Here is a 22,453-nt window from a genome sequence, read left to right as displayed (position 1 = left end):
CCTCAGTAAGCAGGGGGTTGCAGGTGATCGGGATTGCGGAAGACCCAGCAGGACACGGTCTTCCCGGTCCGGCTGTTGATGGGCTTGGAGGCCGCGTCGAATTTCCGGCGCTTGCTGGTCTTCAGCAGGCGCTTCAGTTCGATGATGGTGCAGGGCAGCGACAGGCGCAGATCCGCGCACCGCTGCTCGAAATGAACCAGGTTGATCGCGTGGACTTCGCCGTTGCGGCTATGGTCGATCGGCTTGTCCGGATTGTCGCCCTCGATCGACCGGATATAATCGAACCGCTCCCAGAACAGCTCGACATGCGGGTGATCGCTTTCGACCGCGCGCTGGCGTTCCTCCAGCATGGTCAGGATGAAGCGATGCGCTTGGTCGACCACCTCGTCCGGCAGATTGGTGACGACGCACCGCATGGCATCGAGCATGGCGGCGAGTTGGGCGTGGTTCTTCGCCAAGCGGCCGTTGCGGATGCCGGGATGCTTGTTCATCGCTGCGTCGTGCCGGCGAAACGCCTCGCGATAGGCCGTCAGGATCTCGTCTTCGCGCCGGACGATATGGACGATAAAGCCGGAGACATCCTCGACATCGATACGGGCCAGCTGCTCGCCGGCCGCCTTGCCGGCAGGCGAGAAGCGGCTCTTGTCGAAGTGGATCGCCATGATGCGCTCGCGGAGCGCCGGGCTGGCATCGACCGTGTCATTCTGGGCGATGACGATCGCGCCGCGAAAAGGCGGCTCGAAGGTTTCCATGCCGCCATTGGCGATGGCGCGGGTGCGGACCGCGCGGCCATTATAGGCGGTCTTCAGCTCGTCCCATTCGAAGCGGCGGCCGTGCGGCGTGTCCTGGTTGCGGTCGCCCTCGATCAGCACGACGGGCAAGTTGCCGACCTGGCCCAGGGTTCGGGCGATGCCGGCATTGGTCGCCTTGGTCGGGTCGAAGCCCTCATAATTGGCGCGGCCGGCGAGCTTCCAAAGGAACTCCAGCAGCGTCGTCTTGCCGGTGCCGGGCAGGCCGGTCATCTCCAGAAAGGCCAGGCTGTCCTGTTCGCGGCGAATGTGATCGGCGAAGAAGCTCAACACCCAGAAGGCGAGGGTGATGATGCCCTTGGGTCCATAGGCGGTGAAGAGGGGCGGCACCCATGACAGGTTGAGCTTGTCCGGGTCGTAGGCGATGCGGAGGATGCGTTCGGTGGTGCGAAGCTTCACGTTCTGCTTGCCGAGGACGAAGAAATCTTCCTCGTTGGGTTCGTGGACGCGGCCCTTGTGGACGGCGCGGTCGCCGAAGATCCACGCGCCATGCTCGATCGAATAGCCGGTGTGCTGGATCGCCTCGACCATGCGGATCGCGGTCCATTGCAGCTGCATCAGCCGGTCGATCTGAAACTGGTTGCCGGTCCACTGCGCACCGGGCGCGATCGAGGCGAGGCGCTTCTTGAACTCGCCATTGGTCGAGCAGGCCGAGCCGCTGAAGGTCGCCTTTACGCTCTGCCGCCCCTTCGGGAAGTCGATGCGAAGGTAATAGGCCCCTTCCTCGATCGCGGGATCGCGTTGGAAATAGAGGGTGCGGAACGTGCAGTTCGCCAGCTCCTCGATATCCACCGCTTCCTCGGCCGCCAAATCCCAGCGCGCCTGGGCCGACATGTCCTTGATGTGGGCGTGTTCCGGATCCTCGCTTTCCAGCCATGCGGTCTGGATCTGGTTGATCCGCTCGATCGAGAAGCTGGCCCAGAGCTGCTTGCCGGCGAAGGTGATCGGGAAGGAGGCGTAGCGCTCCTTCTTGTAGATCAGCATCGCCTTCTCGGTGGCGCTGGCGGCGATCGTAACATCGCCATTCCACAGATAGGTGGCGAGGTGGTCGGCGGTGAGCTGGTCAGCCTGGCCCAGGTCGTTCCAGTCGTGCTTGTCGCCCTCGCCATCGGGGCGGACCTGGGCCGCGCCGCAGAAGAAACCGGCGTCGCGGGCCTTCTTCACGAACTCGCGGGTGTAGCGGACGCCGGCCTTGCCGACGTCATAGGCGAAGATCAGCCGAGGCGCGGACTTGCCCTTGGCGGCCGCCGCCAGCCGAACAGCGTCGAGCGCCTGGTCCGGATAGTTGTTGCACGACAGGGTGCTGACGGCGACCGCGCCGCGCTCCCGGAAGGCGGCGGCCTGGTTGAGGGCGACGGCGTCGAAAATGCCTTCTGCGATCCAGATTTCGGTCGCGTCCGCCAGCACCTCGGCGCTGTGCGCCGGCATGGTCCACCACAGGCCCTGATATTTCGAGCCATAGCTGAAGCGCGCCTTCTTCTTCCCAAAGCGCGCCGGCTGGTCGATCAGCCGCTCCCAATAGCTGCCGGGCGCACCGGGCAGGGGGAAACGGACGGTCGCGGTGCTGATATTCAAATCGCGGTCGTGGTAGCTTTCCTGCGTGTAGCAGCCGCGCAAGCCCATGAGATCGAAGCCGCGCGCATGGCTTAGATAGGCGTCAGCCGCCGCATGGGGGTTTTCTGGCGTCGCCTTGTGGCGCTTCGACCAGTCGTCAAAGATCTCGGGGTAAAGCGGCTTGACGGCGAACGTCTCGCCACAGCGGTTCTCCCGGCCGCAGCGCAGGACATAGGGCTTGTCCGCCCAGGTGAACAACTCGCGCTTGTCACAGGCCGGGCATTTGCCTTCCTGGAGGAAGCGGCCCTTCTCCTTGAAGCCATAGTCGCGCTTCAGCTGGGAGATGACCTGGCGGAGAATATCGGGCTGCACGGGCGGGGCGGTCTTTCAGGCAAGCGGAGGGCGTTCCCGGCAGCGGGGGCGCGCCGGGTGGTTCGGATTAGGGGCAGCGGGCGCGCGGGCGGACCCGCGCGGGTCAGGGCGTCATGGGATCGAGGGGCACGGCGATCGCCGCGTCGTCTCCGTCGTCATTGGCCGGGATCGGGTTCACGTCATTCGCCGGCAGCGGCGTGGCGTTGGTCGCGACATACCGATCGGGCAGATTCACGTCGGGATGCGGCGTGGCGCTCGGCACGATGATCCGCACGACCTCGACATGGGCGAGGAAGATGCAGCCGCACTCGTCGTTCTCGCACCGGTAGCGGACCTGCCGCAGGAGCGTCGATAGCATCCAGGAGCTGCGGATCGAGGTGCGATTGGCACAATGCGGACAGAGCATGGCCGGCGAACGTGTTTGTCTGGAAACCTTTGTCATTGGGAACCCCCGGTCTTCCCCGCACCTGGCCCCGCGCCCGGCGGAAGGAAGCTGATCAGCCGGCGCAACAGACGTCCGGCGGCCGACTCCATTTCCTGCGCCTCGACCACGGCGCGATGCACGTCGCGCGGGGATGCGCCGGGGCGAGCCACGGCAAGAGCGGAGGCCACGGCATCGCCCGTTTCGCGCGCCGCATGGGCGGCGTCTTCGATCAGGCTCTGGTGGCAGGCGGTGGCTTGCGCCACCACAATATCGAGCTGTGCGGCATAGGCCGCCAGGAAGGGGGCTTCCTCGCCACCATCGGCGAGGTAGGCGGCGTCCAGCGCCAATGCCTGGTCCAGGCTGGGCAGGCGATTGTCGCCGGGGGTGGTCCAACGCCCGATCAGGCGGACGCTGCGACCAACGACAATGGCAGCGGCATCGTGGCCCAGGCGGCCGGCGACACGGGTCGCGGCATCAGCCCAGCTGTGTGGGATGCGTGGCTTGGTCATGCATCACCGTTGCGGTGCGAAAAGGCGGCTCGATCGCACGGGACGATCGAGCCGCTAGGGCCTACGGAAGGGATAGCGCCGCCACAGGGAGAGGACGACGGTTCCGTAGGGTAGATGTTGGGTTCAAGCAGATGACGGGATACCCCAGTCTTGCGCTCGACCAGCAGAACGAATTTTGCAGGAATCGGGCCGCCTTTCTGCACCCATTTCCAAACTGCGGTTTGCGAGACGCCGCATAGCCGGGCGAACGCCGACTGCGATCCGGCTATTCGAATTGCATCCTGCATCGCTTCGAGAGGGGAGAGAGTGGCCATGCCAACCATCTACAACCAAGGTTGGTGGATGTCACTACCAAAATTACCTTTCGTTCATCAACCGTGGTTGTAGGCTCCTAGGATGATCAATGCTGAACGCCTAGCGGAGCGAATGAAAGCTAAGGGCGTATCCCAAACCCAACTCGCGAGAACGGTTGGGATTTCTCAGCAAGCAATTGGCAAGCTGATTTCTGGCGGATCAAGCACCTCTCGCTTCCTCCCACAAATCGCTCGCGAGCTAACTACAACCGTCGATTACTTGGTTGGCATCGTGGACGATCCGACCGAGCAGGCCGTCCGTCCCGGAAACGATGACGATGTCATCGAACGATTTGATCTCGTTTCAATAGACGAAATTGATCAAGAATTCGGTCTTGGAGGGGCCTTCACCGGGGCTCACGTGGCAGTGCGGATGCAGTACTTTCCACGCGCGTGGGTAGAATCGATCACGTCCTCGCCGCCGTCCATGCTGACGATGGCCCGAGGGCGCGGGGACTCTATGGACCCAACCATCCGTGACCGAGATATGGTCATCATCGACCGCTCCCGCCGCAAGCTGGACGAACAAGACGCCATCTGGGCGTTAGCAGTCGGCGAAATGGGCATGATTAAACGTCTCCGCCTACGGGGCTCCACCGTCGTCATCCAATCCGACAACGACCGCGTCAGCGACGAAGAGGTGCACGTTGACGAGGTTCACCTGGTAGGTCGTGTGGTTTTTATAGGGCGACGAACTTGACGTTAGCTCTGCAATACTTTCTCTCTTTGAAAGAGTGTTATGAAAGATTTATTTCCTTGGCACTTTTCGGCATCAAAAGAAGAAGTTGATGATGCATGGAGCAATGGCGTACTGGTTGTAGATACAAACGTACTGCTTGATATTTATAGATCTCCCGCAGAATCAGCTGAGGAAATTATTGCTGCGTTGGAGCGCTGGAAGTCAAAAAAATGGCTACCAAACATCATTGCTGATGAGTTTTTGAAGAACAGGAAGACGGTTATTGCGGCCGAACGGCACAGCACAAATCACTGCATTCAAGAATTTGACAAGTTATTGCAAAGCAATAAATCTAAAGGTGATGAGCTAAAGAATAAGTACAGGCGAGCAAAGAGCGCAGTTGACGAATTGTTTAGAGAAATTGAGAAGGCTCGAAAGTCGTTTTCAGAGCGGTTGAGAAAAGAAGATTCTATTAGGCATCTTTTAACCGAAAACGATCCATTATTAAGCAGGATATTAAAAGTTTTTAATGACTGCGTAGGGGGCGAGCTTTCAGAGCAAGAGTCTTCCCAGTTATTTGCTGAAGCAAAGATACGTTATGCAAGTAAGGTGCCGCCGGGTTTTGCGGATGAAAAAACGAAAAAATCACCAGATGTTTATAGCGACTTTATAATTTGGCATTTAGCTCTGCAAAGGTCAAAAGAGCTTGGAGTTCCTCTTGTATTTGTAACATCGGAAATAAAAGAAGACTGGATGTTAGAAATAGATAGAGAGTATCAGCCGCTAAGTGCCCTTATCCGGGAAGGAATCGCTGTCACGGGAAAGCGCGTTCTAGTCTATCGAACAGATCAATTTGTATCGATAAGTGGTGAACGCAGCAATGCGCCTGTAGATAAAAATGTAATTACCGATATTAAAGACGCCGAAGATAAGCGCGCAAATTCAGCAAAACTAAATCCAATATCAAACTTCAATGATAGGGTAATTCGAAGTAAGCTAGATAGTGATAAAGTTAAATACCTGATAGCTAGAAGGTCAGATCTCGTTAAAGAGATGGAAAGTATTAATCAACACAACATTGATGACTACCAGGAGAATAGCGAAGAATGGTTAGAGGCTAAAAGGTTGCTATCCATGACAAATTCAGTGCTTCATTCTGAAATAAGAAAGCTCAACCAAGAAATTTTAGAATTGAGGCGCGAATCTGAAGGGGACTTGTGGAGTAGCTACCTCCATCAGGTTGGCGAAGCGCGAAAAAAGTTTCTATCTAGCGATGACTAGAGATTTAAGAAGTATTTGAGCATAACGTCCATCTTAGGCCTTATGATTTACTGTAGATAAATACTATAAAAGCACCTATTGATCAATTAGCACTTTCTAGCTTTATACGCGTGAAATAGCCCTGCTCGCCCAGCTCGTGCGTCGCCTCGGCGATCAGCCATGTGGTCGCGTCGATCTCCGCTTTGAAGCTGGACGCGATCACGCGTTGTTCCGGGTAGAGATCCGCGCGGCCGAGGGCGAGCGTCAGATCGAGCGTCGCCGCCTGGCGCGCGGCGCGCTTGCGTTCCGCCTCGGCCGCGCGCTTCGCCTCGGCCTCGCTGGTATAGACCCGCGCCAGCTTCTTCGCTCCGTCCGCAGTGCCGGCGGTCACCTCATGTCGCTTCGCCTTGCCGCGATCGTGCCAGACGGCGGTGACGCCGGGGGCATCGTCGCGCTTGGCGACGCGGTAGCCATGCTTGTCGCCCACGCGCCTGGTTAGGGTCACCGCCGGCAGCGAGCGACCGGTTGCCGTCTCGCCCGCGCCGATCGGCGACATGATCAGCACGCCGGCCTTGATCGTTGCCACCGCGTCATGCTCGCGCCCCAGGCGGCGCAGGAAGGCCAGGTCGCTTTCCCGGCTCTGCGCCTTGGCGGTGATAGCGATGCCGGCGAGGCGGGCCGCGCAGCGGGGTTTCCAGCCATGCGCCTTGGCGACGTCGCTGACGATCGCGCCCAGCGTCGACTTCGCCCAGCTCCGCTCGCGCCGGATGGTCGCCGCGCCGGTGAAGTCGGCCGATCGCGCGGTGACGCTGATGACGTCGGGCGCGCCGTCATGCGCCACCTCGTCAATGATGAAGCGGCCCTTATCGACCAGGCCGGGGGTGACGTCGCTGCCCTGGAGCCATCCCAGCGACACGGTGACGGCCGCACCGATCTTCGGCAGCGGGGCCGCACCGTCGCTATCATCGATCTGTAGCGTCAGCTCGTCCGCTTGGCCCTCGCGCTTGTCGGTCAGGGTGAGCGCGACCAGGCGCGGGCGCGGCCGGCCACCGCTTGGCGGTTGCACCTTGCCCTTCAGCCGGGGCGTGATGTCCACGCCGTCGACCGTCACCTGATAGTCCGGGATGGCGTTGACGAAGGTCATCAGGCGCGCCCGGCCGGCGACTGGCGCGGGGCGGCGTCGACGGCGAGCAGATCAATGGTGAAGTCGATCTTGCGCGCCTTGCCATCCGGGAAGAAGGCGGACTTCTTCTCCTGGATGCCAGTGATGACCCAGGCCCCGTAGACCTTGCCGGTGCCGTCGGTGAGCGACCAGCAATCACCGCTCGCGGCCATGTCGCGCAGCTGGTCGAGCGAGGCCTCGCCAGCTTGCAGCTCCGCCATGGCGACGCCGGTCAGGCTGATCGTGTCTTCTCCGGGGCCGGTGTACTGGTGCGCGTCGCTGGTGCCGACGCGCCCGGTGCGAGCGTGCCGCCAATCGCTTCGCCTGGACAGCTCGGCCGGGGTCAGAGTGGGCAGTTCGAAGACGAACAGGCCAAGGGCCATCAGCGACATGGTCAGTATCCGTAGTCTGGGGTGTCGGCGAGCGACGATCGCGTGGCGCGATCGGTGACCTGGTCACGGCGATCGAGCGCGTCGGCGACGGCGCGGGCGATGGTGTCGCCGAGATCCTGCGGGCTTTGCCCAGGCACGCTGTTGACGTGAACCACGACACTGATCGGCGCGCGTGCGGCGCTGGCGGGCAGCGGTGCAGGTGCGGCCATGGCGGGCACGGTGCCGATGCCCAGGGTCGCGCCGATCGACAGCGCCTTGGTCAGCACGCCCGAGGATTGCTCGATGCGCAGCGGACTACCCGGCGTCACGTCCAGGGCGTCGGTCAACCGGCCGGAGACGTCGCCGATGCGGCGCACCGGACCTTTGGCCCCGGCGGCAATGCCCTGGTCGAGACCCTGCATCATGTAGCCGCCGAAGCCCATGAAGACACGGCTGGGCGAGTGGATGCCCATGGCCGCCTTGAAGGCCCCGGCGACATTGTGAGCAACGCCCGTCACATAGCCGATGAAGCGCCCGACGCCGGACTTGAAACCGTTCCACAGGCCAAGGATCATCATCTTGCCGGCCTCGGATAGCCGCGCCGGGACCGTGACGCCCATCAGATTGAGCAGCGCGGCGGCCCCGCGCCATGCCAGCCCCAGCGGCGACCAGTTGAGCAGCAAGGCCCCGATGCCGGCAAGACTGCCGCCCGTCTCGGCCTTGATCGCCCCCCAGATCCGGCCCCAATTATTGTAGAGGTAATAGGCCGCCGCGCCGACCGCGACGATCCCGGCGACGACGGCGAGCGCAATACCGATGACGGGGAGCAACCCTATGCCGAGCGCGCCCGACGCGAAGGCCAGCGCGGAGAAGGGTGCAATTAGGCCGGCGATAACGATCGCGCCGCCCCCCAGGACGAAGAACAGGGCGGTGAAGGCGGCCGCGCCCATCATCACCGCGCGGGTCAGGGCGGGGTGGCGCTTTGCGACGTCGCCGATCCAGGTGGCGAAGCTATTGGCCTTGGTGACGATATTGTTGACCGCCGGCAGCAGCTGCGAGCCCAGCGTGATCGCCAGCGTCGTGGCGTTGACCTTCAGCTTCTTGGTCTGCTCGGCCGAATCGTTCATGCGCTCGGCGAAGTCGCGGTCGGTGGTGCCGCTGGCGCCGGCCGCCTCGGCGCGGATGCGGCGATATTCCTCCATGTTCTGGATCAGCGGGCGCAGTCCCTGCTGGACCTGGGCATCCTCAAACAGATAGCCGAGCTTCGACAGGTCGCCCTTCAGCGTCTTGTTGGTCAGCTCGGCAATGGCCTCCAGCGGCGTCTTGCCCTCCTTATACGCTTTCTTCAGCGCTTCAGGCAGGTTGACGCCCATCTTCTCGAAGGCCTTGTTGGTGGCGGGCGAGGCGATCTTCTGGAGGATGTTGGACAGGTTGGTGCCGGCGGTGGCGCTGTCGCCGGCTCCCTTGCGCACGATCTGGAGGCCGGCGGCGAGATCCGCGACGGCGGCCGTGCCGGTCTGGCCCAGGCCCTGATAGGCAGCGGAAAGCGCCGGAAAATATTGCGCCATGTCCTTGATCTCGAAAGCGCCCGCCTTGCCGGCGGTCGCCATGATGTCGATGATCTTGCTGGTCTGAGCCACGGGCACCTTCAGGCTGTCCGTGGCCGAGAAGGCGGCGGAGGACAGGTCGGCGATCTCGGCCTTGTAGGCGGTCGCCGCGCGGCCGATCGGCGTCATCATCGCGACCGCGTCGGGCACCTTCGCGCCGAGGCCGGCGAGCGCGTCGACGCCGGCCTGAAGGTCGGCGGGCATTTGGTTGGCGGCGCGGGACGCGATCAGGAGCTGGCGGCCGAGCTGGGCGGATGCCTGGCGCGACAGGTCCGCCTTCTGCCCGATATCGGTCATCACCGATTCGAACTCCTGCGCCTGCTTTACCGCAGCGATCTGCGGCGCGGCCATGACCATGCCGGTGCCGATCGCAGCCGCGCCACTGGCGGCCATGCCGGTGGCGACGCCCTGCATCCGCTGGAAGCGCTGGCGGCCGGCGTTCATGCGCCGCTCGCGATCAGCGAGCTGCTGCATCCGCCGGGATTGCTCCTCGATCTCGCGATTGGCTCCGGCCATTTGCTGGCGCAGCTCGCGTTCGTGGCGCGCCAGATCCGTGGTCGACATGCCGGCCGCGCGCAGGCGCTCGCGCAGCTCGTTCAACTGGCGCGCCTCGGCCTGGTGCTGGCGCTCCAGCCGCTGCGCCTCGGTTCGCGCGCGTGCGAAGTCGCGGGCCATGGCGCGCGTGGGATTGCTGGTCTGGCCCATGGCGCGGCCGAGTTCGGTCACGCGCTGGCGGGCGGCCTGCAGCTCGCCTTCAGTCGAGCGCAGGCCCATCTTCAATTGGCGGAAGCCGGCGATATCAGACTGCGCCCGCTCCAGGCCTTTCAGCCGCTCGCGCGTCTGCGCCAGTGCCTGGCCCGCCCGGCCCGCCCCGGTGGTAAGATCGCGCAAAGGGCGGCTGAAGCGGTCGCCAGCTTCCAGCAGCATCCGGATGCGGAGATTGCGGTCCATGTCAGTCCTTGATGCCGGCGCGGGCCTTGGCGCGCTCGATCGCCATGGCGTGCCAGCCCATCAGCTCGACCACGCCCATCGGGTCCATGGCGGCCGGCCCCCATCCAAAGACGGTGGCGATGTCCGCCATCACCGCTTCTACTCGGTCGGGAACGCCGACCGGATCGCCGCCTTGGCAGCACTCGGCAACAAAAAATCCATCACCTCGCCACCGAACTGCATCAGGTCGGCAACATCCATGCTCGCGCCCTTCAGGATCTGCGGCGAGGTGATGCGGGGCAGCAGGATTTCCAGCGACAGGACGTCGAGCTGGTTGAGCGAGGCGAGCGACAGGCCGCGCAATTCACCCGAGCCGGGCTTGCGGATGGTGACTTCCTGGCCGGCCTCGATCAGGGTGCGGTCGCCGAGCATGACGGGGCCGTCGAGAGTGATCACGCGCAAGGAAGGATTGCTGGTCTGGCTGGCAGGGATCTGGTCGGTCATGTCTCGATCTTTCGGGAACGGTGCGGCGGCCGTGCCGCCGGGGGTGCGGGGCGGCGCAGGCCGCCCCGGCCGGGTTACTGGATGGCGGCGCGCAGTTCGGCGTAGCGATCGACACCACCGACGCGGTAGATGCCGGCGAGGAAGTCGATCTCCAGCAGCTCGCGGCCGTCCCATTCCTCGCGGTAATAGGTGAGCGCCCACTTATCCTTGAATTCGCCGCCCTCGCCGACCTTCTGTTCGCCGCGATCGATCTCGACCGGACGGCCGCGCATGGTGATGTCGACGGCCGAGACCTGGCCGGTTGAGTCGTCCTGATAGGCACCGGCGAAGCGGCGGAAGGTGCCGGCGACGCCGGGGGTGCCCAGCTGAAGGATCGCGTCGCGCATCGGCCCGCCGCAGGTCGTCTCCAGCTCAAGCTTTTCGAGGCCCATATCGATGGTCACCTCACCGATCATTCCGGCACCACGCCAGTCCTCGGTCTTCATGCTGATCTTGGGCAGGGTGACGGAGGCCACCAGCCCCAGCCACGACGTGCCCTCGTTGAACACGTCCATCATCTTGAGCTTGCGCGGTAGCGCCATGGGATCAACTCCTGGTCAGAAAGTTATGGGTTGGGATCAAGCGGCGACGGCGGCCGCGAAATCCTGGAAATATTCTCCGGTTATCCGCTGGTTGAGCAGCAGGTTTTCGAGCGGCGGGACCGGCGTGTAGTCATAGTCGATCACGACTTTGCCGGCCTGGAGCGTCGTCGGCGTGTTCTTGGCAGCGTCGAACCACGCGCGACCGCCGATCAACTGACCGGCCGCGACCAGCTCGCGCAGCTTGCCGTTGATCGTCTCCACGATGTCCTTGACCAGGCTGGGGCGCAGCGGCTTGTCGATCGCCCACATCATGCCGCCCGCGATCGTGTCCTGGATGACCTGGGCGGCGCGGGTGGCGCTTTCGAAGGCGAACAGCGGTTCGGTCGAGCAGGTGCGCGACCCCCAGAAGCGGAAGCCCTCGCCCGTGCGGATCAGCGCCGTGATCTGCTTGTCGTTGAGCAGATTGGCTTCGCAATAGGGGTCCTGGACGTCGAAGCCGACGTCGCGGGTCAGGCCGATCACGCCGTTGACGGGCACGTTGGACAACGTGCGGTGCCAGCCTTCCTCCTGGTCGATCTTGGCGCGAAGGCCCAGCGCATAGGCGACCGCGAAGCCGGTGACGTTGGTGGCGGCCTTGCTGTCGAAGGCGAGGAAGTTGGGCCAGAGCAGCATCAGCTCGCGACCCGACGCATTGGCGCGATCGGCGATGGCGCTGGCGGTGTCGTCGCCGATCGCCTTGGCATAGACCATGGCGCGTAAGCGCTGCGCGATCACCTGGAGCGCGGCGCGGACCGGCAGCGTGTCGAGGCCCGGCGCGCCGAGGATGCGCGGGCGGACGCCGACCTGGCCCTCGGCCGCCAGCAGCGCCTGCATCCCGGTCTTCAGGCCGTTGGTGGTGGTGCCGATGACGGCCGCGTTGGTGGCATTGGCGTCCGCGCCGGGCGCGACGCGGACGACGACGACCGGGCAGCGGACCTGGTCGGCGATGGCGCGCAGGGACCGCGACAGCGTGCCGGTGGTGCCGGCCGCGCCGATCGCGGCATCGATGTCGACGATCAGGGCCGGCCGATCGAGCGGGAAGACCGCCGCATCGGCGTCAGGCGCGGTCACCACCATGCCGATAACGCCGGTGGCGACGGTGATCAGGCTACGGGTGGTCTCGTTGGTTTCGGTGATCGTAATGCCGTGCATGATTGGCTCCTATCGAGCGGTGAGGCTGCCGAACGGCAGGGAAAGGCGGGTGGCGGCGGTCGCGGCGGGGACGTCCAGGCGGATGCCGTCCAGGACCAGGGCGTAGGAGCCGGCGGAGCCAGCCTGCTGGATGGTGACGCTGGTCAGGCGCAGGCGCGGTTCCCAGCGCATGAGCGCCAGCGCGGTGGCGGCCTTCAGGCGCATCTGGCCGAGCGCGTTCATCGGCTGGTCGATCAGGTCGGGAAGATGCGATCCATAGTCGCGGCGCGCGATGCGCGTGCCGATCGGGGTGGTCAGGATGTCGCGGACCGACTGGCGCAAATGCTCCAGGCCCTCTAGGCGGCGGCCGGTGGTGACGGACATGCCGATCATCGCTTCGGCCTCGGCGGGATGGACGTGGGGCGCGGGGGCGGCGGCAAATGCCCTGACGACGGCTGATAGCCGGGCCGCGTGGGCGGGTCGCCGCGATCGGCGATGATCAGGGCGGCGACGATGATCGCTGCCGCCTGCACCAGCGTGTCCGGGCCGATCATTGCGGCGCTCCGGATATACCGCCGCCCGTCTGGACGCCGAGATGCTTGTGGCCCTTCAGCGACTTGCCGCCACCCACCACGTCGCCGTCGCCGGTCACGGTGCCGGTGGCGCGCAGATCGTCGTTGACCGCGACCGGCCCATTGATGGTGACGGGACCGTTGATGGTCAGACCGGCGGGCGCGTCGACCTGGGCGGTGCCACCGGCCGGCAGCGTCACCTTCAGCGCATGGGCGGCGGGATCGTAGGAGAGGATCGCGCCGTCGTCGCATTCGACGTGCAGGCTGGCGATGGCGGCGGGCGCGGGGTGCGCGTCGGAGAAGAGGCCGCCCAGCGCCAGCGCGGCGAGCATGTCGGCTTCGGGCGAGATCAGCAGCACCTGTTCGCCGATCGAGGGCGGGCACCAGATCCGGAAGGCTCCGGCGCGGGGCGAGATCCAGGGGATGTCGCCGGTCACCATGTCGCCGACGCGCACGGTGCAGGTCGCCTGCGCCAGATCAACCGTCTCGACGGTGCCCAGGCGCAGGACGTCACCGATCAGCTTGTTGGGGTCGACCGCGTCCATAATGGAAGCGACCATGACGGGGATCGGGGCTACCCGTCGCGGGGGGTAAAGGTGTGGCGCGGCTCGCCACACCTTTTGCCTATTCGGCCGGAGCCGTGGTGTCGGCCGTTTCGACCGGCTCGGCCGGCACCTCGGCCGCTGCCGGCAGCGCTTCGGATTCGGGCTGTTCGGTGATGACGCCCAAATCCATCTTCACCGCGACGCCGCGCGCCACCTGGGCAACGCGATCGGCGGTCGCGGCCGGGTCATATTCGCCGTTCTTCAGGCACGCGTTGACGGCGCGCTTGTGGACCAGCTCGCCGACCGTGAAGGAGACGGGGACTTGGCGGGTTGCGGGATCGTAGGGGCCGATATCGGTCTGCATGGGGCTTCCTTTCAGGCGGGCCAGTGGTGGTCGGCGGTGACGTCGAGCGCGGCGAGGCTGCGCGCGGACAGGGTGGCGATCGTCGCCTCGATCAGATTCGAGGCGGCGCGGATGGCGTCGATCCGCTGGCGCCGATCGATGGCGGCATTGGCGATGGCATTCGCGGCCGGATCGCCGTCCACGCCAGTGCTGGACGCCAGCGCGGCCATGGCAATAGCGGCATTGTCATTGGCCTGCTGGATCAGCGACGCGGTGGCGAGGATGCGGCGGCCGGCCTCGGCCTTCACGCCCTGGACGGCGACGGCGCGGCGCTGCTCGACCGGGACGATCGGCTGCACCGCGACCGGCCGGCCGCGCTTCATGGTGATGGTCATGCCGGCGGTGCGCGCCTGGAGCAGCGTTGCATGATCGTCGGCACTGACCTTGACGGCATCGGCCGGGAAATCGGGGTGCAGGCTCGCGTCGAAGAAGGTGTCGCGGGCGGGGCTGTAATGGATCGACATGGGGGGTCCTATCGGCCGATGGCGAAGATCTTGGGCGCGGTGGCGGCCGAGTCGTTCGGGTTGCCCGAGCGCTGACGCATGACGGTGCAGCCGTCGGTCGCGGGATCGCCGACCAGCTGGAACCAGCTATCGCCGCGATCGGTGGCCGACTGGATCTGGGTCGAGGGGAAGGCCTGGAAACAGGCATTGGGGAAGGCGATCGGCCATCCCACGAAGACCGCCGCCTCCACGCCCGGCGACTGATAGGGGCCGGTGACCCATTGCAGGATCAAGCCGTTTGGCAGCACCTGGTAGCCGTTGGCGGCGAGCGACGCATTGGCGAAGGCACCGGCGATATCAGATGCGCTATGCCCATGCGCCGAGGGCGGAAAGCTACCCGGCCGGTCGAGCAGATTGCCCCAGCGCCGTAGGTCATCGGCCTGCCAGCCGTCGACCATGTCTGAATCCAGGCCCGACCCCGCGCCATCATTGTCCGGTCCCCAAACCGACAGGCCGCCCCGAACGATCGATGGGGCAGATAGCGAGGCCGCAGCAAAGCCGCCGTCGCGGGAGAGCTGCGCGACAATCCCTTGCTTGCCATTGCCGAAATTAATGCCCTCGCCCGCGTAGAAATTGAGGAAGAGCGCGAACCCGGTCAATGGATCGATATGGATGTTGCCATTGGTCACGGCGATTTGCCCGACCGGCGCACCCGTATTCGCAATGCCGCCGACCCGCAGCGAGCGGCCGTTCGTGCTATTGCCGAAGTCGTAATAGACGTCCGTTCCGACGCTGCCCGCAACGTCGCGCCGCATGAACTGCGCCGCCTGAAGGCCGTCGAGCATATCGGCGTCCAGACCGCTGCCAGCGCCATCATTGCCGGCGTGCCAGACGGGGCCACCGTTGAAGTTGATGCCAGCGCTGGTAACCCGCAGCCGCTCGGTGCCAGACCCCCACTCGCCTTGGTACAGGCCAAAGGCACCGTCCCCGAGCGAGCCGAAATGCCAATTTCGGCTGACGTTCGCACCTGTGGCTTCGCCAAGCTGGATAAAGCCGTAGCCGGAGCCGGCTTCTGCGACGCGGAGGCCAAAGGCGGGCGACCGCATCGTGACCTGCCCGGTGAAGGCATCGCCGCTCTTCAGTGCGAACTCGCTCCCCTGTCGCCCATCGAGCAAGTCGGCGTCCAGGCCGCTACCCGCGCCATCATTCGAGGGCGACCAAAGCTTGGTCCAGCCGGCGGGCCGACTGCGGATGTACAGCTCGCCGCTCGAATAGGGCGAGGCGATCAGCAATCCACGATCAGAGACGTCGCCACCCGCCAGCGCCGCCACATAATGAAGGGTGCCGGGCACCGGCAAATTTGTGTGCCGGCTGTACGCCGAGCCACCAACCGGGAGGCTGTCCGGATCGATAGTGCTGATCTGGGCGACGCTTTGCGACAACCACAGGTCCTGCGGAATAGAGCGGCCCCGCACCAGATCGGCGTCCAAGCCCGACCCTGCGCCATCATTGTCCGGACCCCAAACGGACATGCCGCCGCGCACGATCGTCGGGGCGGAAAGCGACGTCCCTACGAAGCCGCCTTCGCGGGTGATCCGCGCATTGAAGCCTTGCTGGCCGTTGCCGAAATTGACGCCATCGCCCGCAAAATAATTGAGGAAAATTGCAGAGCTGTTGGCGGAGTCGATATGTATGTTGCCGGTTGTCACGGTGATCTGGCCAACCGCCGCACCCGTATTCGCCGGACCGCCAACGCGCAGCGAGCGGCCATACTGACTGTTGCCGAAGTCGTAATAGACGTCCGTTCCAACACTGCCGGCGACGTCGCGGCGCATGAACTGTGCCGCCTGGAAACCATCGAGGAGATCGGCGTCCAGGCCGCTGCCGGCACCGTCATTGCCAGCGTGCCAGACTGGGTTGCCGTTGTACGCGATCGAGGTCGAGGTGACCAACAGGCGCAAGCTGCCCGTTCCCCAGGTGCCCTGGTAGAGCGCGAAGCTGCCGTCGCCCTGCGAGCCGAAATGCCAGTTGCGGAACGTCTCGCCCGCGTCGCCCAGCTGCATGAAGGCATAGCCTTGGACGGAAGAAGCGACGGAAAAGCCCAGGTTCTGATTCGGGGTGCGGATCGCGACCGGGCCCGTGAAGGTGTCGCCGGCTCTATTGGCGGGCGTATAGCCCAGCCATGCCTGGACCGACGCCTTGGCGACGGCCGGCGTCACCGCGCGCGTCGTGTCGGTGCCAGCGCGGCCTTCATCGGCGGTGGCCAGCTCGACCAGGCCCTGGCGCTCCGTCGTCGCGGCGGGCAGCAGGAAGTTGGCATTGCCGAAGGTGATGCTGGTCGCGGCGATGTCCTGGAGCGTCACATCGATCGCGAGCAGCAGCAGCGCCTGGGCGGACTTCTCCACGATCACATCGGCCTGACCATAGATCGCGAAGAGCGTGCCATCGTCCAGGTAGAGGCCAAAGGATCGGACGGCATAGACCGCCGCACTTTCGTCCTGCACCGTCAGGTGGATGGTATCGGCGGCCGTTTGCGCGCCCGAGATGGTCGCAATGCGCTTGATCTCGCCGGGCAAGGTGGTCGCGGTGGCGGCCGGCACGGTCGCGGTGGGCGAAACCCCGACAGCGGCGACGCGGACGGCGCGCGTGCCGCTCTTGTCGGCGTTGATGAGCGCGGCGCGGCCGGCGTTGGTGATGAGGATCGTCAAGGCCATGGGCGAGGCTCCGGGGTCAGGCAGCAGCGAGGGACAGGCGCGCGAGCGTGGCGGGGCGGACAGCGGCGACCGCCTGCATCCCGCCCGTGGCCGCGACCGCCTGGGTAAAGGTGAAGTGGGAGCGCACCGGCTTGGTCCGCCGGATCTCGGCAATGACCGCGTCGGTATAGGCGGCGCTCTTCTCGGCCGCGACGATGCTGCCCAGCGACAGCACGATCGCGAAGGTATGGGGGTCACCCGCCGGCTGCATTTCCCACCATTCGCGGATGGCAAGCGAGCCGCCGAACGCCTTGACCACGGCGCGGACAGACGAGGCGGTGCCCTTGTGGCGCTGGATCTCGATCGCGGCCGCCACGCGGGCGCGCTTCACGCCCTCGGGCCAGTCGCTCGACCAGGTGTCGATCGACAGCGCCCAGGCGAGGAAGGGCAGCGCCGATAGCGGGCACGTCCAGGGGTTCCATAGATCGCGCAAAGGTGCGGGCAGCACGGACAGACGCGCGGTCGCTTTCTCGAAGCCGCGCTCCAGGAGCGAGGCATTAGGCGGTAGCAGCGTCATTCGCCGATGCCGGCATGGGTGATGGCGATGCCGGTGCACCAGGGCGCTTGCGTGCGGTCGACCGGGATGTCTGCGGCCGGCGCGGCGAGCTGCACCGACACGACGCCTTCGACATGGAGCGCGGCAAGAATGCCGGAGCGCGCGACGTCGCGGCCGAGCCGGTGGCAGGCGGCGACATAGTCATCGAGCCGCGCGCGTGCCGTCTTCAGCACGATCGAGGCATCGGGACCGTCGAACGTCCGGATCGTGGCATCGATGGCATAGCGGATGATCGTCGCCGGCTGGACGGTCAGCGCATCGGTCATGGGCCGGCGGGTATCGGCAGACAGATAGGCCATGACGGTTGCGACCAGGGCGGCCGAGGCGGTGCCGTCATTCACGCGCGAGAGGATGGTGACGACGACGCGGCCGGGCGTCGGGCTAGTGGCGCTGGCGTCCAGCACCGCCGGATCGGCGGATAGCGCGTGGAAGATATAGGCTCCCTCCGGCCCGGCGACCGAATAGCCCTCCGGGGCCAGCACCAGGCGACGGCGGAATTCGTCATCCGTCTCCATCACCGCCGGCACGCCACGCGTGGGATCGCCGGGGTCGCGGGTGAGCCGCGCCACGCCGAGGAGGGCGGCGAGCTGGTCGAGATCCGCGCCGACCGCAAAGGCCGGCATGACGGCGCGCGCCGCGTCGTTGATCCGGGCGCGCAGCAGCATTTCGCGATAGGCGACCAGCTGGAGCAGCTTCACCGCCGGGTCCGATTCAATCGTGGCGTCGAAGTCGGGCACCATCGCCTGAAGGCTGGCGAGTAGATCCGCGTAGATCGCCTCGAAGGACAGCGTCTCAAGGACCTCCGGCGCGGGCAGGCGCGATAGGTCAATGGGCGTAAAGGCAGCAGAGTAGGAGGCCATGACCTCGTCTCACAGAAAGACATATGAGGTGACTAGGCCGAGTACGTGTAGCAGCCTCCGCTACACATTTTTCTTAGCGCATTTACCGTTTGACGAAATCATCAGCAAAGCCTCAAACTCGTTTGACGGGCATATGCGTTCAAATGGTGAACGGTAAGTTTCTATGTCCCGTTTTGAAGGGCGTGACATGAAAGAGGATATAAAAAAGGCGCTAAATGGCACGCTAAGGTCAGAAAACATAGTTTCTACTAAAGTAACTGTGCATGCAAATAACGATTTTCCTATGCAACTGCAAGGCTACACAGTACTCAAAAACGGATATGTGGTAGCAAATATGGGATTAATTGATCCTCATAGTAAAGATTATTCATTCGAGGTTTTAGACAAATCTTATTTTATATGGAAAGAGAGAAGTACGGGTGCTTTTGTACACTTGATAGAGGTTGATAGCGAAGCGGGTAAATTGGATGTTAGTATACCATTTCACTGTCTACTAAGGCCTGGAGAGATAGGCGATCTACCTAAGCCTGAGAAAGATATTATGATACCGGCTAACTCTAGCAAAGTTGCAGTTAGTTGTGGTGCAATTTCCGGAGGTTATATTGTTCGTTATCAGTATTGGAAATGTACCGAAAATTCGTACTGCCTTCCAGATGGAGTCAGTCGAACTGTTACTCTAAACCTAACAAGTGGTATGACTAATATGTCATCCAAAGAAGAGGTAATTTCTCAGGCAGTTAGCTCATCCGCAGACTTGGGGTGGGGGCCAATATCTGCTTCAATTTCAATGTCTCTCGAAAATACAACAACAATAAGTACGTCGTTCGAACTAAATGAGCAAGAAACTAGAACTGATACATTAACCATATCAAATAATACTGGTAAAACAGCTTATTATTTAGCTTGGCAACTTATGGATTGTATTCAAACATGTGAATGTCAAAATTCAGTCCGTGTAACTTCAAGCATTTTGAACGCCGTGGCTCCGTTATTGTACGATGGTCCATTTGAAGTAAATAAGATTTACGATGGCAACGACGATAAAGAAGTTATCGATAATGGTATTTACGAAGCTTTGATGCAAGTAAGAGAAAAAAACTCAAAAGGAAGATAATTTATGAAGGTAATGACATATAATATGCAAGGCAGCAAAGGTGGAAATACCTGGGATTTGATAGAAAGGATTATGATAGAACATGACTTAGACATTTGTATGTTGCAGGAATGTGGTAATCCGCCCATCTCATTTAAAAAAAACTTAAATAAGAACGTTTTAACTTTGCCTTCATTAAAAAATAAATATGGTATGCTTAGTAGGGTGATCTGCCGAAAGATTCAAAAAGGCACGGGTAGCAGACCGGGGCCTGAATTTTACTTGGTCCATGCTGCGTGGGGGGTGGCCAGAAATGGTCGAGGGACTAGGAATGGATCCGCTGGTTTTGTAAACAGTAGATGTAGTTTAGCCGTAGTTTCGAGAGTTGAACCAGAAAAACTAGTATACGTAAAAAATCATCTGAAAGATAAGCAGAGACCTGCCATTGGTATGCAAATAAACTGTGATATCGGCGCTGGTGCACAAAAGGTCGTATTTGCTAGCGTCCATGCTTTTGCCGGGGGCGGGAATGACGGTCCAAGTTTTATCAAGCAAATCAAAGAACTTGCTAAAGAAAAAAAGTTTGCGTGGGTATGTGGAGGCGATTGGAACATGGAGCCTAGTAATTGGAACGCTGCAAAATTGAATGGTAGCTTTTTATTTGAACCAGACAAGCCCACTCATGCGGGTGTCAGCAGATACGATTACATATTGTCTAGTGTAAACAATTTTCATAAAGGCCAAGTTATTAGCAATCTGGCAGATTCTGATCATTTTCCCGTTATATATTAGGATAAGCCAATGAATAACGAAATATCCATTGACGACCTTATTAGGGTAATAGGCGCCGGAGGCGGGTTAAAGTTAAACTTTGGGTTGTACGAGACAAGCGACTTAATGCGCCTTGCGACAGCTGCGGCAATGTCTGGTGTATTAGTAACTATGGTGTGCGACCCCAGTGGCAACGTTAATGATATAATACGATTGGCTAATGCTGGTCAAGGCTACGTGGCTTTTGAAATGTTGGCCGGAAATTAATTCATAGAGACTTCAATTAGCGTAAATTAGATGACAAAGAATATGTTTGGCCAAGAGAGATTGCTCATCAACGGTCAGGCCGAGTAGCACGCGGCGCGCATAGCGGACGGACTTGCCGCTCTTCGACGCCTTGTCCGTGCCGCCCGCCTGGTGGATCGCCGCGATGCCGGCGGCCGGGCCGGCGAAGCCGACCCAAGCTTCATCCTCGGTACTGCCCGCGCGCAGGTAGCGGCCGGTGCGCAGGCGGCGGAACATTGCCGCCTGACGTAGCTTGCCCTGGCGACGGAACTTGCCCGCGCCGGCATTCTGTTCGTCCGCGTCGACCGGCAACCATTTGGCGACATGGTCCCAGAAGAAAGACCGGATGGCGCCGGCCTCGACGTCATACCCGGTCAGCAGCGGTCCTTGGCGCACCCAGCTCTTCATGAAGACCAGGCGCGGATCGGCCGCGCCCTTGGGATAGAGGAAGCGGACCGCATAGGTGCCGCGCATCGGCGCGGGCTTGGCCTTTCGCTTTTCATAGGCGCTGCCGTCCGGCGCCTTCTGCGCAGCGATCCGGGCGGATTGGGCGACGCGGATCTCGCTGGCGACGCTGCGGAGGATGCGGCGACGCTCGGCCCCGCCGACGCGGCGCAGCAGCGTGCTGGCCAGCTGCTCGATCTGGTCGAGGCCGTCGCTCATGGCTTGAAGGCTGGGTCGCTGGTCTGGGCGATCAGCTGATCACGCAGGAAGAGCTGCCACAGGGTCGCGCCGCAGACGCCGGGGAAGTGGTCCAGCCCGGCGGGTTCGTCCAGGTGCCGGACCTGATAGCCGCCACCCTCCGGCGTGACGACGCGGACGCCCTCGGTCAGCGGGATGGTGATGGACAGGTCGACGGCCTGCCCGTCCAGGATCTCGGCCTCGAATTTGAAGGGCTGGCTATCGGGCCGGGCGAGCAGATCCGGCTGCGCCTCGGCGATCCAGGCGAGGACGGGCACGATGACCACATTCCGATCGCCGACGAAATCCTGCACGACGATATTGAGCGTGTAGCGATATTCAAAGGACAGGCTGGCGGCGCTGGCGGCGACGGTGCCGGCGTCGACGTAGAGCGCTAATCGCTCGGGGCTGGTAGCAAGGCCGGGCACGGCCTGGAGCAGGAGGCGGCGAAGCTGTTCGGGCTTTTGCATGGCCCAGGCGTGCCATGGCACCGCGACCGGGCAAGGGGGCAAGGGGTGTGGCGACGCGCGCCACACCCACGAGCATCAGGCGAAGGCGACGCGGCGACGACGCAGCGCATAGCCTGTGAGCGCGAAGCCGGTCAGCATCAGCGCCCAGGTGGCGGGTTCGGGGACCAGGTTGGTCAGATATTCGACCTGGCGGCCGTCGAGCGTATCGCCGTCTTCGACCAGGACGCGGGTGATGCCGCCTTCGAAGAAGCTGATCGGCGGGCCGCCAAAGCTGACGTTCGCCGAGAGCGTGCCACAGGACGGATTATAGACCGCCTGGCCAGCGACGGGGCCGCCGCCATAGCAGGTCCCGGCATTGGCCTGGGTCGCCAGACGACTGCCAAAATAGCTGGTCGAGAGGGTCAGCCCGGTTTGCGAAAAGGTGACCACATAGGTGGTGTCCTGAATGATCCGGACGAAGAGGTTAGGATCATCGGTCGGATCGAGCGACACGGCGAAAGCGGCGCTGTAGACCGGCGTCGTGAAGAAGAAGTTGTTGGTGGGGTCGGGCCGATTATAGCCGCTGCCTTGTGCTTCGATCCTGAGCGTCAGCGCCGCTGCGGCCTGTGCATCCGATATTTGGAAAAGTGCCGTCATCGTGGCGATTGCGCCAAGCGCGACGCGGGTAAAAAGACGCATTGGAATTCTCCCTGTTGCGGGTCGTTGCCCGCGACCGGACAAATCCATTGTCCTAAAT

At 62.7% G+C, this 22,453-nt stretch carries 26 protein-coding genes; 4 read left to right on the top strand and 22 right to left on the bottom strand.

Annotation, left to right across the window (positions count from 1 at the left end; translation table 11 throughout):
- Positions 1-2 precede the first annotated feature (2 nt).
- The 4 genes from QE452_RS13695 to QE452_RS19100 all read right to left on the bottom strand — a co-directional run bounded on the left by QE452_RS13695 (position 3) and on the right by QE452_RS19100 (position 3,955).
- Entirely contained in the window at positions 3-2,735 is a 2,733-nt protein-coding gene (locus QE452_RS13695) for a toprim domain-containing protein (RefSeq protein WP_309730270.1), read from the bottom strand.
- Between the two features lie 103 nt (positions 2,736-2,838).
- Positions 2,839-3,141 carry an ogr/Delta-like zinc finger family protein gene (locus QE452_RS13690; RefSeq protein ID WP_309730268.1) on the bottom strand — a complete coding sequence of 101 codons (303 nt, stop codon included), beginning with the start codon at positions 3,139-3,141 and terminating at the stop codon, positions 2,839-2,841.
- Positions 3,142-3,173: 32 nt separating this feature from the next.
- On the bottom strand, positions 3,174-3,668 hold the full coding sequence (locus tag QE452_RS13685; protein WP_309730265.1) for a hypothetical protein: 495 nt from the start codon (positions 3,666-3,668) through the stop codon (positions 3,174-3,176).
- Entirely contained in the window at positions 3,665-3,955 is a 291-nt protein-coding gene (locus QE452_RS19100) for a transcriptional regulator (protein ID WP_405052803.1), read from the bottom strand. The genes QE452_RS13685 and QE452_RS19100 overlap by 4 nt, the downstream gene beginning before the upstream one ends.
- A 109-nt stretch (positions 3,956-4,064) precedes the next feature.
- On the opposite strand from QE452_RS19100, the gene QE452_RS13680 reads away from it, so the two are divergent.
- Both QE452_RS13680 and QE452_RS13675 read left to right on the top strand, forming a co-directional pair.
- Entirely contained in the window at positions 4,065-4,721 is a 657-nt protein-coding gene (locus tag QE452_RS13680; protein ID WP_309730262.1) for a S24 family peptidase, read from the top strand.
- 39 nt (positions 4,722-4,760) lie between these two features.
- Positions 4,761-5,981: a PIN domain-containing protein gene (locus tag QE452_RS13675; protein ID WP_309730260.1), complete on the top strand. Its 1,221-nt coding sequence runs from the start codon at positions 4,761-4,763 to the stop codon at positions 5,979-5,981.
- An 82-nt stretch (positions 5,982-6,063) separates the two neighbouring features.
- Here QE452_RS13675 and QE452_RS13670 read toward each other — a convergent pair whose 3' ends face one another.
- The 15 genes from QE452_RS13670 to QE452_RS13600 all read right to left on the bottom strand — a co-directional run bounded on the left by QE452_RS13670 (position 6,064) and on the right by QE452_RS13600 (position 18,417).
- Complete coding sequence (locus QE452_RS13670) at positions 6,064-7,104, bottom strand: contractile injection system protein, VgrG/Pvc8 family (protein WP_309730257.1); 1,041 nt, start codon at positions 7,102-7,104, stop codon at positions 6,064-6,066.
- The gene (locus QE452_RS13665) at positions 7,104-7,514 is read right to left on the bottom strand and encodes a phage tail protein (protein WP_309730253.1); all 411 of its coding nucleotides are present in this window, start codon (positions 7,512-7,514) and stop codon (positions 7,104-7,106) included. The genes QE452_RS13670 and QE452_RS13665 overlap by 1 nt, the downstream gene beginning before the upstream one ends.
- Positions 7,515-7,516: 2 nt before the next feature.
- Complete coding sequence (locus tag QE452_RS13660) at positions 7,517-10,051, bottom strand: phage tail tape measure protein (protein ID WP_309730248.1); 2,535 nt, start codon at positions 10,049-10,051, stop codon at positions 7,517-7,519.
- Position 10,052: 1 nt separating this feature from the next.
- Complete coding sequence (locus QE452_RS13655) at positions 10,053-10,181, bottom strand: GpE family phage tail protein (protein WP_309730245.1); 129 nt, start codon at positions 10,179-10,181, stop codon at positions 10,053-10,055.
- An 8-nt stretch (positions 10,182-10,189) separates the two neighbouring features.
- Positions 10,190-10,534: a phage tail assembly protein gene (locus tag QE452_RS13650; protein ID WP_309730242.1), complete on the bottom strand. Its 345-nt coding sequence runs from the start codon at positions 10,532-10,534 to the stop codon at positions 10,190-10,192.
- Positions 10,535-10,608: 74 nt separating this feature from the next.
- Positions 10,609-11,115: a phage major tail tube protein gene (locus QE452_RS13645; RefSeq protein ID WP_309730239.1), complete on the bottom strand. Its 507-nt coding sequence runs from the start codon at positions 11,113-11,115 to the stop codon at positions 10,609-10,611.
- Between the two features lie 36 nt (positions 11,116-11,151).
- Positions 11,152-12,306 (bottom strand): phage tail sheath subtilisin-like domain-containing protein, encoded by a 1,155-nt coding sequence (locus QE452_RS13640; protein ID WP_309730237.1) that lies wholly within the window; start codon positions 12,304-12,306, stop codon positions 11,152-11,154.
- Positions 12,307-12,315: 9 nt separating this feature from the next.
- On the bottom strand, positions 12,316-12,678 hold the full coding sequence (locus QE452_RS13635; protein WP_309730234.1) for a GPW/gp25 family protein: 363 nt from the start codon (positions 12,676-12,678) through the stop codon (positions 12,316-12,318).
- Positions 12,675-12,839, bottom strand: coding sequence for a hypothetical protein (locus QE452_RS13630; protein WP_309730232.1), 165 nt, complete (start codon positions 12,837-12,839; stop codon positions 12,675-12,677). The genes QE452_RS13635 and QE452_RS13630 overlap by 4 nt, the downstream gene beginning before the upstream one ends.
- On the bottom strand, positions 12,836-13,417 hold the full coding sequence (locus QE452_RS13625; protein WP_309730230.1) for a phage baseplate assembly protein V: 582 nt from the start codon (positions 13,415-13,417) through the stop codon (positions 12,836-12,838). Before QE452_RS13625 ends, QE452_RS13630 begins: the two co-directional genes overlap by 4 nt.
- A 64-nt stretch (positions 13,418-13,481) precedes the next feature.
- Positions 13,482-13,766, bottom strand: coding sequence for a hypothetical protein (locus tag QE452_RS13620; protein WP_309730227.1), 285 nt, complete (start codon positions 13,764-13,766; stop codon positions 13,482-13,484).
- An 11-nt stretch (positions 13,767-13,777) separates the two neighbouring features.
- Positions 13,778-14,269 (bottom strand): hypothetical protein, encoded by a 492-nt coding sequence (locus QE452_RS13615; RefSeq protein WP_309730225.1) that lies wholly within the window; start codon positions 14,267-14,269, stop codon positions 13,778-13,780.
- An 8-nt stretch (positions 14,270-14,277) separates the two neighbouring features.
- Positions 14,278-16,824 (bottom strand): hypothetical protein, encoded by a 2,547-nt coding sequence (locus QE452_RS13610; RefSeq protein WP_309730222.1) that lies wholly within the window; start codon positions 16,822-16,824, stop codon positions 14,278-14,280.
- 154 nt (positions 16,825-16,978) lie between these two features.
- The gene (locus QE452_RS13605; protein WP_309730218.1) at positions 16,979-17,518 is read right to left on the bottom strand and encodes a phage tail protein I; all 540 of its coding nucleotides are present in this window, start codon (positions 17,516-17,518) and stop codon (positions 16,979-16,981) included.
- Positions 17,515-18,417, bottom strand: coding sequence for a baseplate J/gp47 family protein (locus tag QE452_RS13600; RefSeq protein ID WP_309730215.1), 903 nt, complete (start codon positions 18,415-18,417; stop codon positions 17,515-17,517). Before QE452_RS13600 ends, QE452_RS13605 begins: the two co-directional genes overlap by 4 nt.
- A 187-nt stretch (positions 18,418-18,604) precedes the next feature.
- Here QE452_RS13600 and QE452_RS13595 point away from each other — a divergent pair, with 187 nt between their 5' ends.
- The gene (locus tag QE452_RS13595) at positions 18,605-19,531 is read left to right on the top strand and encodes a hypothetical protein (protein ID WP_309730210.1); all 927 of its coding nucleotides are present in this window, start codon (positions 18,605-18,607) and stop codon (positions 19,529-19,531) included.
- Positions 19,532-19,534: 3 nt separating this feature from the next.
- Positions 19,535-20,302, top strand: coding sequence for an endonuclease/exonuclease/phosphatase family protein (locus tag QE452_RS13590; protein WP_309730208.1), 768 nt, complete (start codon positions 19,535-19,537; stop codon positions 20,300-20,302).
- Positions 20,303-20,560: 258 nt separating this feature from the next.
- Here the strand turns inward: QE452_RS13590 and QE452_RS13585 are convergent, their stop codons facing one another.
- The 3 genes from QE452_RS13585 to QE452_RS13575 form a co-directional block, all read right to left on the bottom strand.
- Positions 20,561-21,229 (bottom strand): phage virion morphogenesis protein, encoded by a 669-nt coding sequence (locus QE452_RS13585; RefSeq protein WP_309730205.1) that lies wholly within the window; start codon positions 21,227-21,229, stop codon positions 20,561-20,563.
- Positions 21,226-21,717 carry a phage tail protein gene (locus tag QE452_RS13580; protein WP_309730202.1) on the bottom strand — a complete coding sequence of 164 codons (492 nt, stop codon included), beginning with the start codon at positions 21,715-21,717 and terminating at the stop codon, positions 21,226-21,228. The genes QE452_RS13585 and QE452_RS13580 overlap by 4 nt, the downstream gene beginning before the upstream one ends.
- A gap of 75 nt (positions 21,718-21,792) precedes the next feature.
- Entirely contained in the window at positions 21,793-22,395 is a 603-nt protein-coding gene (locus QE452_RS13575; RefSeq protein WP_309730199.1) for a PEPxxWA-CTERM sorting domain-containing protein, read from the bottom strand.
- Between the last annotated feature and the right edge of the window lie 58 nt (positions 22,396-22,453).

Origin of the sequence: Sphingomonas sp. SORGH_AS_0438, assembly GCF_031453475.1 — a bacterium.
Lineage (GTDB): Bacteria > Pseudomonadota > Alphaproteobacteria > Sphingomonadales > Sphingomonadaceae > Sphingomonas.
This window is presented reverse-complemented; position numbering and strand designations above follow the sequence as displayed.

Excerpts from the sequence above, each read along its gene's own strand:
- QE452_RS13605 (WP_309730218.1), bottom strand. The coding sequence starts at position 17,518 with ATGACGCTGCTACCGCCTAATGCCTCGCTCCTGGAGCGCGGCTTCGAG.
- QE452_RS19100 (WP_405052803.1), bottom strand. The coding sequence starts at position 3,955 with ATGCAGGATGCAATTCGAATAGCCGGATCGCAGTCGGCGTTCGCCCGG.
- QE452_RS13595 (WP_309730210.1), top strand. The coding sequence starts at position 18,605 with ATGAAAGAGGATATAAAAAAGGCGCTAAATGGCACGCTAAGGTCAGAA.
- QE452_RS13675 (WP_309730260.1), top strand. The coding sequence starts at position 4,761 with ATGAAAGATTTATTTCCTTGGCACTTTTCGGCATCAAAAGAAGAAGTT.
- QE452_RS13645 (WP_309730239.1), bottom strand. The coding sequence starts at position 11,115 with ATGGCGCTACCGCGCAAGCTCAAGATGATGGACGTGTTCAACGAGGGC.
- QE452_RS13585 (WP_309730205.1), bottom strand. The coding sequence starts at position 21,229 with ATGAGCGACGGCCTCGACCAGATCGAGCAGCTGGCCAGCACGCTGCTG.
- QE452_RS13665 (WP_309730253.1), bottom strand. The coding sequence starts at position 7,514 with ATGTCGCTGATGGCCCTTGGCCTGTTCGTCTTCGAACTGCCCACTCTG.
- QE452_RS13660 (WP_309730248.1), bottom strand. The coding sequence starts at position 10,051 with ATGGACCGCAATCTCCGCATCCGGATGCTGCTGGAAGCTGGCGACCGC.
- QE452_RS13655 (WP_309730245.1), bottom strand. The coding sequence starts at position 10,181 with ATGGCGGACATCGCCACCGTCTTTGGATGGGGGCCGGCCGCCATGGAC.
- QE452_RS13615 (WP_309730225.1), bottom strand. The coding sequence starts at position 14,269 with ATGTCGATCCATTACAGCCCCGCCCGCGACACCTTCTTCGACGCGAGC.
- QE452_RS13685 (WP_309730265.1), bottom strand. The coding sequence starts at position 3,668 with ATGACCAAGCCACGCATCCCACACAGCTGGGCTGATGCCGCGACCCGT.
- QE452_RS13640 (WP_309730237.1), bottom strand. The coding sequence starts at position 12,306 with ATGCACGGCATTACGATCACCGAAACCAACGAGACCACCCGTAGCCTG.
- QE452_RS13650 (WP_309730242.1), bottom strand. The coding sequence starts at position 10,534 with ATGACCGACCAGATCCCTGCCAGCCAGACCAGCAATCCTTCCTTGCGC.
- QE452_RS13600 (WP_309730215.1), bottom strand. The coding sequence starts at position 18,417 with ATGGCCTCCTACTCTGCTGCCTTTACGCCCATTGACCTATCGCGCCTG.
- QE452_RS13590 (WP_309730208.1), top strand. The coding sequence starts at position 19,535 with ATGAAGGTAATGACATATAATATGCAAGGCAGCAAAGGTGGAAATACC.
- QE452_RS13620 (WP_309730227.1), bottom strand. The coding sequence starts at position 13,766 with ATGCAGACCGATATCGGCCCCTACGATCCCGCAACCCGCCAAGTCCCC.
- QE452_RS13635 (WP_309730234.1), bottom strand. The coding sequence starts at position 12,678 with ATGATCGGCATGTCCGTCACCACCGGCCGCCGCCTAGAGGGCCTGGAG.
- QE452_RS13680 (WP_309730262.1), top strand. The coding sequence starts at position 4,065 with ATGATCAATGCTGAACGCCTAGCGGAGCGAATGAAAGCTAAGGGCGTA.
- QE452_RS13625 (WP_309730230.1), bottom strand. The coding sequence starts at position 13,417 with ATGGTCGCTTCCATTATGGACGCGGTCGACCCCAACAAGCTGATCGGT.
- QE452_RS13580 (WP_309730202.1), bottom strand. The coding sequence starts at position 21,717 with ATGCAAAAGCCCGAACAGCTTCGCCGCCTCCTGCTCCAGGCCGTGCCC.
- QE452_RS13575 (WP_309730199.1), bottom strand. The coding sequence starts at position 22,395 with ATGCGTCTTTTTACCCGCGTCGCGCTTGGCGCAATCGCCACGATGACG.
- QE452_RS13630 (WP_309730232.1), bottom strand. The coding sequence starts at position 12,839 with ATGATCGGCCCGGACACGCTGGTGCAGGCGGCAGCGATCATCGTCGCC.
- QE452_RS13670 (WP_309730257.1), bottom strand. The coding sequence starts at position 7,104 with ATGACCTTCGTCAACGCCATCCCGGACTATCAGGTGACGGTCGACGGC.
- QE452_RS13690 (WP_309730268.1), bottom strand. The coding sequence starts at position 3,141 with ATGCTCTGTCCGCATTGTGCCAATCGCACCTCGATCCGCAGCTCCTGG.